The following is a 12,895-nucleotide window of genomic DNA, read 5'->3' as shown; positions in this document are numbered from 1 at the left end:
ACTAGTTAGAGAGGCTGCTTTTGGCAGCCTCTTGCAGAGTGCAGAATCGACTACAGGGGCGATGCTAGCTCAGAGAACCAAGCGTGAACTGATCTGTAAAATGTGCTGATTGACCAAAACTCACTGCATGCAGCAATTAACAGAATGACCACTAAGAGGATCACTACAGTAGAAGTCATTCTTTCCACACGGCAGTATGATCCCATCGCATCTTTTACAGGTTGTCTAGCCAGTTCCTGATAATCCTGCTCATCCAGAAATCCGTATAATTTAGTTCTCCAGGTGGTTCTAACTCTTTCAAGCAATGAAATTGTTTGCCTATTAATATAGACAGACATTCCATAGGAAATAACTATATAAACCGCGATAGCACAAAAAACCAAAGCGTAAATATTTTGCAAACCAACTGATTTTACTGCATCCAGACTGTAGCGAATAACCAAGACACTAATTACAAGAGCCATATCTTTCCATAAGGAAGAGGACAAATCTCGGGATTGCTGAATGATCTTTTGTGTATCTTCAGCCAGCGTTTTCCGCAAATCACCCAAGGATTTCATAGTATCTTTACCACCAGTCCTGATATGGGCCTTATACATTAACCGTGCAGACTCCAAAGCTGATGAGAGTCGAAGCATCACTCCCTCACAAAAGTTCAGGTCTGAAGGCCACTCTCTAGCCAGCTCGCTGGACAAAAACGTATGTTTCAGCTCAGTTTCATTCCCCTCTAGAAAAATCCACTTTGCCGCTTCCTAGATAATATCAAAAGCAGGTAACGCTGCCGTCTCATCGCCGAATGCTATTTTTCTGGGAGGCTTTCCCGCAAGCCCCACCATCATTTCGTCAGCAAAAAAAAGGTCATTTGCAAAACATTTCAGCAACTCTCGGCATCCTAGCAATTTCCATATCTTGATTGCTTCATCAGTCTTCTCACTACAAGTTTCAAGTATCCAAGGGGCAATGGCATCTGGAGGAAGAAAAGTTGTTGAACAACATTTGATGATACTTTTTGTTACTGAAGGCTTAGTGATAGCTGTTGCATCACCAGCACTCACCGGCTGTATCTCCTTCCATGGATGCACATACCAACTTATTGTCTGAAAGCCTTCAGTAATAAACAGCCCATAAATATGTTTGTACCGACAGAGTTTGCTATCTTGAAGTAAAAAAGTGCGCCATCCTTCTAAAGTAAAAAGCCTCAGTATCCCCGGAATTTCATTATAAGTGATGGTAATGTAGTGCTTCTGCCCTGGGACCCCCTCTCTCGGATGAATAACATCTCTGCTCTCATCGATAAAAACGATCTTGAGATCTTCCGCATGTACATCCACTATTTCTCCCCATAAATCAAGGGATTCACTATCCATTGTGGCGGAAATAAAAAGCTTATGGATAGACACCTGCTGGTCCTCTGTGATCACAAGGTCAGATAAATGTCGTGAGTGGCATATAGCCTTACCGATTTTTTCCAATATCGATATCATCTGTTACCAATCCTGCAGTCACAATTACAATTCGTTTTCGCCCGTCTTCCATATTTTCTACTGCTGGTGCATTGTCTTCATCGTAGATAATGATTACATCTTCCAATGTTTCCAGTTTTCTCTTCCGGGGCTTCTGAATGTTATCGGGAATGATGCGGAAAGATTCACCTGAAATTCCTAAATCCTTTATTTTACGAAAAAAATACTTAACCAGAGGGTGTTCTTCCTCCAAGGGACCAAAAATCTGGGTCAACAATGGCAGTGCTTCATCAGTATTAAAATCCTGTTCGCCATGGCGTAAAGTTTCATAAATTTTGTTTACTCCGCTGCGCTTGATCTCTTCAGGTAGTAAGTTTCGATGCTTTTTATATACATCTTTTAATACAGTAACTAGCTTATCGCTGAGCTGAGTTGGGTCATTGACGCGCTTAACCTGTAGAAATCGTTCAAAATAGACAGAGATGTTAGTACGTTTGCTGCGATCCCGTACGACAACTAATCCGCCCGGCAAATCTTCATTCAGCCGTACCAGTGCGATTTTCTGCATGGCTTCGGCTTTTTTAACGAAACTTTCGCGAAAGCGTTCGAGTTTAGGTACCTGAAACTCATCTCCTTCAACATCCAGCACATAACGGACTACATCTTCATTGTCATACTTAATCAACGCATACAGTTTCTCATCGTTGAGTGTATGAAGTTCAAAAAGGAAAAAAACGCCCATACTGGCATTCTTGGTATGGTGGTGAGACTGAAAATCGCTTGCCAATAAGGAGGATTGCTCAGTAAAGCAGCCGATATCGGTGTCTGCATGTTCCCTGATGATCCTCAGGATTCGCTCTGTATTTGACAACTCCTTAAAATGAAACATATTGCCACTAACTGCAGATTTGATACGTTCCAGAAAGAAATCAACATGCTCCGGAGGGGAAATTTCGCTGAGTAAAACAGGGACTTCCAACTCACCGCCAACCACATGAAAAATCATCCTTTTTATTGATAATGCATTGATTTCTTCATCCGTTAAAAAACTCATTTTTATTTCTCAATATAGTGTTTATATTTACTACCGTGAGCCATCTTACCTAAGCGTAGAACGTGGCGGAAAACACGATAACATTATTGCATAGCTTACGGCGTAACTTATCCTCGCCCCAGACAGAATAAACGTCAAAATAAAATAATGAAAATATGATCGAGACAGCATTAGCTGCCCCGCTTTCTTAGACTTTTTACATTATTAGGGCAAAATCAAACGGACTCACCCCCTTCTCCCGATTCGCATCCAGATAATTTGCCCACCACTGCAGCATCAACCTACGCTCCCCAAGATGTTCCGCCTTATGGATGTATGCCGCCCGCACAGAGCTACGCTCCTGATGGCTCATCTGCCGCTCCACTGCATCCCTCGACCACAATCCTGATTCAATAAGTGAACTACAGGCCATCGTCCTGAAACCATGCCCACAGACTTCCGTTTTGGTGTCATAGCCCATAACTCGCAAAGCCTTGTTCACCGTATTCTCACTCATCGGCTTATGCGGATCGTGATCGCCCACAAAAATCAGCTCTCGATTTCCATTCATGCTTTTGATCTTTTCCAAAATAGCTAAGGCCTGCCGCGATAAGGGTACAAGATGGGGAGTTCGCATCTTCGAACCACGCTGAGAATGTTTAACACCGTCCAACGGTTCACGCTCACCGGGGATCGTCCACATGGCCGTTTCAAAATCCACTTCTGACCAACGGGCAAAGCGCAGTTCGCTTGAACGGATGAAAACTAACAAAGTGAGTTCGACAGCCAGTCGAGTTAACGGCCTGCCGGAGTAATGATCAATGCGGTGAAGTAATTCAGGTATGCGGTTAAGCTCCAGAGCCGCACGATGCTGTCTTTTAGCAGTAGCAACCGCACCGGCAATCTCTTGCGCGGGGTTGTAGTCGATTAAGCCGCTCTGAACGGCAAAGCGCATAATCGCGGTAGTTCGCTGCTGTAAACGGGCGGCGACTTCAAGACGTCCGGATGACTCCACCGCTTTAATGGGTACAAGAAGATCCCGAGTCTTAAGCTCTGCAATGTTCCGCTTACCGATGGCAGCAAAGAGATTATCTTCAAGACTTTTCAATACACGAGCGCTATGCGATACCGACCATTTATGATTACTGGCATGCCAGTCTCTGGCGACCACTTCAAACGTTATCGCCTCTTACTCCTGCTCTACCTTAACGGCTTTCTTGTTTTCACTGGGATCGACGCCATTAGCTAACTGCTTACGTGCTTCGTCTCGGCGTGCCCGGGCATCCGCCAATGACACTTCAGGGGATTTCCCCAGCGCCAGCATCTTCTCTTTACCACCGAAGCGATAACAGAGCCGCCAGTATTTGGAGCCGTTAGGGTGAACCAGCAACACCATGCCTTCACCGTCAATCAGTTTATAGGTTTATGCTTCAGGCTTAGCCGAACGAACCTTCACATCACTCAGGGCTGTGTTGAGTATCCTTTCAAAGGTTCTGTGTGGGTACAAACATTATCGAACCGCGATATACCAACAACTAACCACTCTACCCGCATCAGAAAGTTAATGCAGATTGAATCAAGTTACGGAAAAAATGAGGGAGCATTGCGAAGGCCAAATTCCACCCACAAAAAAACCACCTTTCGGTGGCTTCAATGTTCATACGCTTTATGGTGCGAAGGCCGGACTCAAACACCACTTCAACCAACTGTTTTATATGTCTTTTTATTTAAATAAATGTAAATACGCCCCCTTTTATGCCCCCAATTATTTTTACCAGTTCTCTATACAAAACAGACAATTACAGTATTGGTTAAATAAAATACAGCTGTCGTTTGCAAAAAGTTTTTCTGTCGGTTCGGTTCCGTTACTCAGATCCTTACCGGCGCGGTACGTCAGAAAATTTTCATTTCACCAGAAAAAAATGATTTTATGAAAAAGTGTTCACCCTGTTCATCTTTGAATCTTTTATCATTAATATCATAAAGTTAATGGGTGATTACTTGGAGTGAAACTCTTCACTACTGTTCACCCTTAGGTGAACACCATTACGTTCAGGCGAAAAAAAAACGGCCTGAGCCGGTTTGGTGTTGTCGGATGACTTAGTTATCGCAACGCGGCAGCCAGTCAGATTCACAGTCTTCACTCGGCTCCAGGCTGGTCTGGATGCCGTTCCGCGTCTTGCGCTTCAGCAGCTCTATTTCGTACTCCTTCAGCGTCTGCGGGATGGCCTCCCCGAACGCCGTCAGGCTCATGGGGTGCTGGTGCCCCCTAGGCTCCATAAACGACTGGTATATGAGTGCGTATTGATGCATATTTTACTGATAAATATATATTTTAATTTGTGTATAGTGATGCCTTATACGCATTAATATACACATTCATCATTTTAGGATGTTCATCGGTGTAAAAGTGTTCTAACCCTATCAGCCACCACCTCTGGATTTTCTTCGTATACCATGTAAAGTTTATCCCGCAGTAAAGGTAATGCTGTTTTTACTATTTCTTCATCATCTTTTTTTACTAATGTTAAAAGCTTGACGTCCCCATCGGATATCTCACTTGCCAAGACTGCCCTTAATTCTTTTTGAGGCCATTCTTTATTAACTGAACTAGCTGATAAAATGGCAATAACATACTTAGATTTAACTAGAGCCGAGTTTATTTTTTCTATTAATGAGTCTCCCCATTTAATCTCTACATGATCGATAAAAGCTGAGATGTTAATTTTAGTTAATTCATCGTACACGGGGGTCGCTATGTCTTCCTTGTCTTCACTTGCATGACAGATAAATACATCAAAGTTTTCTGTTTCTTTCATGGCTCTCAGACCTTCTTTTGTTTTCAATGGATCGTTGTGACTCATATATGACATAAGCTTTAAATATCCCGGATAATCTTTTCCTCGTACCATTTTTATGAAACTAAGCCGCCCATAGATATGATTTCGAAAAATATCCATAGCTTGTTTATTATCCTTGGTTTTGTATCCTTTTTCTGTAGTAAAGAGAAGTGAATACTTTACCTTATCATATTTCCATCTGTGAATCATTGAGCGCGTAATTCTGATGTATTTTCTGTCAACGTTGACTTTGTCATTAACAACCAAGCCCGTAACACTCTGCCTAGTGTTTTTTGTTTGAACTCTAAATTTATCAGAGTTAACTCTGAAACCATTTCTTAAGATAATTCCCTCAAGAGCCTCGCTAATTTCATAGCTTCCATCATCATTTTGTTCAATTATGTCAGGCACTTTTTTTTGATTAAATGAAAAGGTTATGTCATCAGCATATCGAGAGTAAGATATGCTTTTTCTACCTGCCAGTTGAGTAAGCTGTTTATCAAGCGAAGTCGATGCAAGATTAGCTAATATAGGAGATGTACATGCTCCTTGAGGCAACTTACCATTGTGTGTGCATAACTGAGCCAAAACAGTAGCCGCTGGATGAGCAAAGTTGAATGGTTTACTTTTGAATATCCCATAAACTCTAGCAAATGTTATTGAATCAAAATAATTTTCAATATCAATATTTACAACAAACTTTTTCTTAGTGTGCATGAAGGCATTTGTAATGATGCTTCTTTCTTTTATGAAGCCGTGAGCAGATTTTTTTGGCCTGTAAAAATACTCTATAATAGGCTTTACTTTTTCTTGTAGTATTGATACTCCTCCATTAGGAGCATTGATAATTCTTTTTTTACCATTTTTCTTTTCTATCTCAAAAGTTCGATAGTTATCTTTTTTATGATAAAGGATATAGAGTAATTGGCCTACGGGGATTTCAAGAAGGTTAGCAATATCGCTTGCTGATGTGATAACAATGCTACCAGACTCAATTAGTTTGCATAAATTTATTAAGCTCTCGTGGTCTATGGTTGATTTATTTTTGAGTTTTTTATTTCTCCATTTTACGTTCTTTCCATCTTTGTATGGTTCAGGTTCAACTTGAGGTATTTCGGGAATGGAGTCTGGATTTTCTTTATTAGCAAAGGTGAGGCTGTGCATTAATAATTTATCATGTAGTGACAAAATCAACCCCTATAACTTAATCAATAATACGGCTCTGCCCAATCACTTTGCGCAACGTATAGCTGACAACCCGTTGCGAACAATAACCATCGGATGAACGGTGGCATGTGTCCTAACATTAGTTCCTTCGAGGCGAAACAACCTCACAAATTTAAGGCAGAGCCGTATAAGATATGTACCATTTTGATAAATCAAAATAAAGTAAAAAGATTTCATCTGAAAGTGTTCACTCTATTTATTTTTGATAAAATGATTTTAAATCAATAAGTTAGAAAACACATAGTTAAGCACTTCATGTACACTAGTGTTCATATGGAGGGATCACTTCGGTATGTAATAAAAAAACCGGCCTGAGCCGGTTTACATTTTGGGATGCGATCAGACGCTGCAAGCGGGCAGCCAATCTGCCTCGCTATCTTCATGCAGCATGAGATTGGTTTGTATGCCGTTATTCGTTCTGCGTTTGAGCAACACGCGCTCATACTCTTTGAGCGTCTGCGGGACAGCCTGGCCGAAAGCCGTCAGGCTGAGCGGGTGCTGATGCCCACGCGATTCCATAAATGACAGATACGCATGATATAGATAGCGCTTGGGGTTAATCGGGCGAATGTTGGCGTTGCCTATAAACAACCCGTTCGGCGTGCTCAAAGGCATCAGGTAGCCACAAAAATCAACCAGCGAATCGGCCTGTCGTTTAATCTCCAGCGCCTCCCCCGAGGTCTGCTGTGCCTGGAGCAGCTTTCTCGCCTCCTCCGGCTTCGCAAAGCGCTGCATAAGGTGGCGCACGATAACCGCCAGCTCCTGGCGGATTTTATCCAGCAAATGAGTATCGCGCTCTTTCGCTGGTATTACTTCCGGGAAGGTCAGGATTACCCGACGCCGTGAAATGCCGCCACTGCGATCGCTGAAACGCATAGGATTGTTATTCACCGCCAGAATCACAGCCGGAATGTGGATTGAATAGGCATCGCGATATTTGGGATCGATGGCTACCGCATCGCCGCCGGTAATCGCCTTGATGCCCGCGCCGTCACCGCTCCATTTCTCCTGATCGGGCAGAATGATTAGCGAGAATCCGACAATGCTGGCGCGTTCGCGTGATGATTCCAGCGTGTCGATGGTAGCGGACGTGGTGTTATCGCGGCCAGCGAGCAGCGTGGCGATCGAGGCTAACACACTTTTCCCACTTCCACCTGGTCCAGTCACCTCCAGAAACATCTGCCAGTCGTAGCGGTTTGCCAGCACCATAAAGAGCGCCGCGAGAATACGCTTCTGCTTGTCGTGGCTGCGTCCGGCGGCCCGCGTCAGCCACTTCCAGAAGTTCGGCGCGTGCTCCGCGAGGCTTTCCCCCGGCTTTGGCGCGGTGTAGCTCACGCTGTTCACCGAGCGCAGCCAGTTCTCCCGGTCGTGCGGGCTGAAGGTGCCGGTGGCGGTGTCATACACCCCGTTACGAAAGCCAATCAGGCGGCGCGCCGGGTCGCCCATCTGCGGCACCATCAGCTTCAGGGTGTCCAGGATGCTGTTAATCCCGGCGGCGGAGAACGGGGCGCGGGCGGTCTGGAACAGCGCGACAATCTCCCGGCGCAGCGTCTGCTGCGGCACGACCAGCCAGGCGCCGTTCTCATAGCGGCAGATTTCCTCGCCCACCGGCGGCACGGCCAGCGCGTTGCCGTAGTGCGCAACCAGCAGCTCCGCCTTTTCGCTGGCGCTCATGCCCTTCAGGTCGGCCTCGCTCACCGACTCAAACGGGCCGGGCGCAGGCGGCTGCATGAACGCGGTCAGCAGCGCACGGGCGGCGGTATCGCCCTGCGTCTGCCACAGGTCGTTCCAGTCGCCCGCCACCGGCGGCAGCGCTATTTTGCCGTCGCAGGCTTTCGCGGCCTCTTCGGCCTTACGCTGGCCCATGCCGTTGTCGTCATTGTCGGCGGCCAGCAGCATCAGCGCGTCCGGGTACTGCGCCCGAAGCTGGCGCGCAAGCTCAGGCAGGTTGTTCGCGCTGAGGGCCACGTAAACCGCCTGGCCGGTGAGGCGGTGCACGGTCAGGCCGGTGGCAATGCCCTCGGTCAGCCAGAGCGTTTTCCCGTCCGGGACGCCGCACGGGTGGAAGCTGCCCTTTACCCGCCCGTCCGGCAGGGTGCGCTTGTCGCCCGCCGCGTTAATGAGCTGCACGTTAACCACTCGGCCCTCGGTGTCGGTGAGCGACACCAGCAGGTCACCGGTCTGAAAGGCGACGCCGCCGCAGCGCAATCCGGCGGCCAGCGTCAGCGCCCGCGTGCCGTCCAGCCCCTTCGAAAGCAGGTAGGCGTTATCCGTGCGGGCCACGGCGGCGGCAATCAGCCCGGCGGCCCGCTCTGCCGCGTCAGCCCGGGCGCGGGCTTTCTCCTCCGCGCTCTTTTCTGCTTTCACCGGCAGGCCGGATGCGGGCAGGTTACCGAGCATGGCGGCCACCTTCAGCGCGGCCTCCTTTGCGCCCACTTCCAGCACCTTTTCCACCAGGTTCAGGCCGTCACCGGCCCCGCACTGGTTGCACAGCCAGGTGCCGCGACCGTCGCGGTCGTCAAAGCGGAAGCGGTCCTTGCCGCCGCAGGCCGGACAGGGGCCGTGATGGCCCCCCGTGGTAACGGGGATGCCAAGTGCGGGCAGCAGCAGCGGCCACTGACCGGCGGCGCTTTTTACGGTATCTGAGACAATATTTTTCATGGTCTGCTTATCCCTCAGTGCAGCGTGGCGCGGCTGGCGGCAGATAGCTGCCCGCAGAACAGCTCGTCCATCATGGTGACGCCGAGCGGGGTCAGGCGCGGCGGTGCGGTCAGCAGGTCAGACCCGACCATATCGGCCAGCATGGTGCAGGCCATCTCCATGCCCGCCTCCGGGCCGTGGCGGCGCACGTAAAACCCCTCCAGCTCGAGGGCGATGGTCATCTGCAGTTCGTCGAGAGTCGCCGCAACGCGGATGCCCTGCTGCCCGCAGGCGTTGAGGTAGCCCTGCGCCAGCGCGCGGCGGTAAACGGCGGTGCGCACCTCCACCGGGAGGCAGGAGTGGTTAACAGTCATGGCGCAGCTCCTGTTCCATAAAGCCGTTCTCACAGGTGGCGACTACCTTGCCGAGCTGGTCGGTCAGCACGGCAATCACCGAGGCCAGCGCCTCGCCGTCAGGGACGTGACGCCTGTCGCCGGTGGCAATGACCAGCGAGAACATATCGAGAACGGTGACGCCCACGCCGTGGGCGTGCTGGAGGCGCAGGAAGTCGGCGTGAGGGATGGCGTAGGTTTCGTCGCCGTGCATGCGTGCGGAGAGGGTATTCATGCAGCCACCGCCTTAACGGGCACGCGCCCGGCAAATGACAGCATGTAGTCACGCACCAGGCTCAGGCGGGCGGTGCGCTCGTCGGCGGCCACGGTGCGCAGCATGCAGGGACGGGCGTCGGCGCGTGAGCGACGGACGGCGGCAAAGATAAAGGTGAATTCGGGGTGAGCGGTATGATGAACCGTAGCCATGATGGCAGTCTCCAATAAGTAGCGATGATAGCTACCACCGGAGTTCCTACACTCAGGGGTGGTAGCCCAGACGGGGGTAGGAATACCGGCCTTATTGGAAACCGGCCAGCCCGAAGGCTGCCCCGCCTGAGCCACCATTACGCAATAGGCATGACGGCATGATAGCCACCACGCTCGAAGCAGGTGCACTGAGGCTACGACGTAAAAAAACACGCGTGGCGCGTGTCGTGTCGCCAATAAGTAACTCGGGTTCCTACGCCCGGCTGCCGATTTTGCGGCAGCGGGAAAACTATAGACCGGAGGCTCGCCAGAGAAAAGGCTTTTTTCACACATCGGGGCGTTTTCCTCAGCAATCGGTCAGGACGTGATCCGACTGCTGCGGATTTGATCGGAACGTCGCTTTTTCTTTTCCACCGTTTACGGCTTCAGGCTTCTGCCGCTCCGTGCGCACGCAGATATGCCCGTGCGCGCCGCTGTTAAAGGCGGGGATAACGCCGGTCTTTCCGGTAGCGGCAACCAGCAGGTTTTCAGCCAGGTATGCCGCTTCGTCAGGCGTCAGGGGAAAGCTGCGGGTGCCTATATTGAGGGCGATCATGCCGCACCGCCTGCGCGCTGCGCGATACGGGCCTGCATCCAGTCGTCAATCTCTGACGCAAGCCAGGCGACGTTCTTCCCGCCGAGGGAAATCTGCGACGGGAACTGTTCCCGGCTGATTAAGTCGTAGATGGTTGAGCGCGACAGGCCGCAGGTGCTGATGACTTCGGGCAGGCGCATGAAACGGTCACGCGGGTAGTGCAGATGGCTCGCTGGCGGGGTGGCAGGGGCGGAAAATGGAGAAACTAAAAGCATGGTGTTACCTCTTTTTTGTATCCGGGCGGCGCTGGCCGGTTCCGGCGGAATTGTTTCGGTAACCCCTTATTTTCAGAATATTTACCCCGGATGCAACAAGGTGGCATCGGTCAAAAAACACACTTTGGCCACCAGAAAAAGTAACGTGTTACTGAATAGAACTGGATAGAACTGAATAGTCATGAGCTGAATAATTTCTGTACTTTATTCATAATCAAAATAAGGGGAAAACAAGAAAAATGGAGTTAAAAGTTCTAAAAAAAGCTCACCAGAGAAAAGGCTCTTCAAAGGAAAGGTGAACAGTGGTGAACACCCGGTGAATACTCATCACCAGAGTGTTCACCCCATTACTTACTGTATTTATTATCTTTTTTATTAAGGTGAACAGTAGTGAATAGTTTTAGTAAAACTAAAATCTCAAAGGGGGTATATCAGGGCTGAGGCGGGTCTGTTTGCTCACTGACAGGCAAGAGGCAATGAAATGATTTGTTTGTTGGTACGCAGCAGAATGGCCTCACCCTTTACAGACGACGAGATACCACCATGAGCAACGCAGAGCCGCAGACCGCAACAGAGAAGTTTGAAGTCGCCAGGGCGAAACACACGGAGAACATGAAGCGCTATAACACTATCTGCGCTGATATTTTACGCTGTGATAAAGAGCGAAAGGCAGCAATTGAGGCGGGAAAGGAAGCCGAAACCAACTGGCGCAGCCGTTTTCGTAGTCTGCGGGGTCAACTGACCGATGAGCTAAAGGCAGAGCACAGCCAGCGTATTGCCAGCCGGGAGCTGGCCGACGAGTTTACCGGTCTGATATCGGTGCTTGAACTGGATAAACAGAGTGCAATGCTCGCCTGCTGCTCCAGCGGCAAGGCATATGTAGAAGAGTACCGGACGGCCTTTGCGGAAATCACCGACCGGCACTGGGATGCCGCGATGAAAACCATCAGCCCCGAGCTACTGTGGGCCATTCGCCTGCGGCTTCAGCGCGAGGAAGTCCTGCCCACGCACGGTGAAGGTGGCAGCGCATCAGGCGCAGTCGCGGCACTGATTGGCAGCAGGCTGACGAGAACGGCATCGGCGCTGCCTCTGAAGATGCTGGAGGAGATACCGGAGCTGAAAAACATTGGCATGCACACACCGCCTCTGACTGGCGTTGATATGGACCTGTATCGCAGTCCGGCATCACGCATAAAGCTGGTGGAGCGTATCAGAGCGCAGCGCGAAGCCATTGAAGGAGGAAAAGTATCATGATGCACTGCCCGTTCTGCAAAAGCCCTGCACATGCCAAATCAAGCCGGTACATGTCCGAACAGGTGAAGGAGCGCTATCATCAGTGCACTAACCTCGACTGCTCATGCACGTTCAAGACGCACGAAAACATTACAAAGGTCATCACCTGCCCGCCTCAGCAGGAATCACTGCCGGTGGCTCCAGAGCCGCAGAGTAAGGCGCAAACAATCGGGCGTTATGGTTCATCTTTCCGGTCACACTAATCCCTGATGCCGCTGCCACCACAGCGGCTTTTTTACGCCCGCAGCTTGCCTTTCGAAAGCCCTTTTTCTGGCCAGCCCGCTTTGTAAAGAGCCGTGCATGCATAAGGTGCATGGATTTGCATGCAGTTTGCAGGGTACATAATCCCCATTAAAAGCAGATATGGCGCGGCCTGAGCCACCTCATGCAATTGCATTAAATGCGACCGAAAAAGCGGGCAGGCGAGGAGGGGGTAGCATTGCGCGCTGGCACCTTTGCATGTGCGGCGCAGGAGAAGCAGGACGCACGCAGGCGGCGTGTGGTGCCAGTATGAATTAAATAAGGGGCAGAACGTGGCAGCGTGGCTCTGAGAGAATCATGCGATGGGTCATGCGGTAGTGGTTTATCAAGGGAGCCGTTAGAGGGGAGTGGTCAACTGACCCTGGCCGGGATAGTATTGCTCATTGATCCAGCTTGTACGTGCGGGAGTGACGAAGCTGGTCCTAAGCTGAGCCTGCGCATGAATGGGGACAAAATAGAGTCAGGAAGCTG

Annotated in this window: 12 protein-coding genes and 2 pseudogenes; 2 read left to right on the top strand and 12 right to left on the bottom strand. The window is 49.7% G+C overall.

All coding sequences use genetic code 11. The features are described from left to right. Positions 1 to 50: 50 nt before the first annotated feature. From K6L24_RS02690 to K6L24_RS02635, 12 genes and pseudogenes are all read right to left on the bottom strand, one after another. Positions 51 to 560 (bottom strand): hypothetical protein, encoded by a 510-nt coding sequence (locus K6L24_RS02690; RefSeq protein WP_222681918.1) that lies wholly within the window; start codon positions 558 to 560, stop codon positions 51 to 53. A 192-nt stretch (positions 561 to 752) separates the two neighbouring features. Next, the gene (locus K6L24_RS02685) at positions 753 to 1,400 is read right to left on the bottom strand and encodes a hypothetical protein (protein ID WP_222681917.1); all 648 of its coding nucleotides are present in this window, start codon (positions 1,398 to 1,400) and stop codon (positions 753 to 755) included. Between the two features lie 55 nt (positions 1,401 to 1,455). Then, positions 1,456 to 2,517 (bottom strand): nucleoid-associated protein, encoded by a 1,062-nt coding sequence (locus tag K6L24_RS02680; protein WP_164476791.1) that lies wholly within the window; start codon positions 2,515 to 2,517, stop codon positions 1,456 to 1,458. A 196-nt stretch (positions 2,518 to 2,713) separates the two neighbouring features. Next, positions 2,714 to 3,910 (bottom strand): annotated as a pseudogene (locus K6L24_RS02675) (tyrosine-type recombinase/integrase). Positions 3,911 to 4,596: 686 nt separating this feature from the next. Further along, a pseudogene (locus tag K6L24_RS02670) lies at positions 4,597 to 4,788 on the bottom strand (primase-like DNA-binding domain-containing protein); the annotation flags it as partial. A gap of 104 nt (positions 4,789 to 4,892) precedes the next feature. Further along, positions 4,893 to 6,524, bottom strand: a complete 1,632-nt coding sequence (locus K6L24_RS02665) for a TIR domain-containing anti-phage reverse transcriptase (RefSeq protein WP_245006708.1) — start codon at positions 6,522 to 6,524, stop codon at positions 4,893 to 4,895. A 378-nt stretch (positions 6,525 to 6,902) separates the two neighbouring features. Beyond that, positions 6,903 to 9,224, bottom strand: coding sequence for a primase-helicase zinc-binding domain-containing protein (locus K6L24_RS02660; protein WP_222681915.1), 2,322 nt, complete (start codon positions 9,222 to 9,224; stop codon positions 6,903 to 6,905). 14 nt (positions 9,225 to 9,238) lie between these two features. Further along, positions 9,239 to 9,577, bottom strand: a complete 339-nt coding sequence (locus K6L24_RS02655; RefSeq protein WP_222681914.1) for a DUF5375 family protein — start codon at positions 9,575 to 9,577, stop codon at positions 9,239 to 9,241. Next, positions 9,567 to 9,830 (bottom strand): hypothetical protein, encoded by a 264-nt coding sequence (locus tag K6L24_RS02650; protein WP_222681913.1) that lies wholly within the window; start codon positions 9,828 to 9,830, stop codon positions 9,567 to 9,569. Before K6L24_RS02650 ends, K6L24_RS02655 begins: the two co-directional genes overlap by 11 nt. Next, positions 9,827 to 10,354 carry a host cell division inhibitor Icd-like protein gene (locus K6L24_RS02645; protein WP_222681912.1) on the bottom strand — a complete coding sequence of 176 codons (528 nt, stop codon included), beginning with the start codon at positions 10,352 to 10,354 and terminating at the stop codon, positions 9,827 to 9,829. Before K6L24_RS02645 ends, K6L24_RS02650 begins: the two co-directional genes overlap by 4 nt. A gap of 13 nt (positions 10,355 to 10,367) precedes the next feature. Next, positions 10,368 to 10,616 (bottom strand): hypothetical protein, encoded by a 249-nt coding sequence (locus tag K6L24_RS02640; RefSeq protein ID WP_222681911.1) that lies wholly within the window; start codon positions 10,614 to 10,616, stop codon positions 10,368 to 10,370. Continuing rightward, on the bottom strand, positions 10,613 to 10,870 hold the full coding sequence (locus K6L24_RS02635) for a helix-turn-helix transcriptional regulator (RefSeq protein ID WP_222681910.1): 258 nt from the start codon (positions 10,868 to 10,870) through the stop codon (positions 10,613 to 10,615). The genes K6L24_RS02640 and K6L24_RS02635 overlap by 4 nt, the downstream gene beginning before the upstream one ends. Before the next feature lie 543 nt (positions 10,871 to 11,413). On the opposite strand from K6L24_RS02635, the gene K6L24_RS02630 reads away from it, so the two are divergent. Beyond that, a complete protein-coding gene (locus tag K6L24_RS02630) occupies positions 11,414 to 12,124 on the top strand; it encodes a hypothetical protein (RefSeq protein WP_222681909.1) in 711 nt (236 codons plus the stop codon). Further along, complete coding sequence (locus K6L24_RS02625; RefSeq protein WP_222681908.1) at positions 12,121 to 12,366, top strand: ogr/Delta-like zinc finger family protein; 246 nt, start codon at positions 12,121 to 12,123, stop codon at positions 12,364 to 12,366. The genes K6L24_RS02630 and K6L24_RS02625 overlap by 4 nt, the downstream gene beginning before the upstream one ends. Positions 12,367 to 12,895 lie beyond the last annotated feature (529 nt).

Source organism: Erwinia persicina (assembly GCF_019844095.1).
Lineage (GTDB): Bacteria > Pseudomonadota > Gammaproteobacteria > Enterobacterales > Enterobacteriaceae > Erwinia > Erwinia persicina.
Note: the sequence above shows the minus strand (reverse complement) of the source record. Positions and strands in the feature narration are given on the sequence as shown.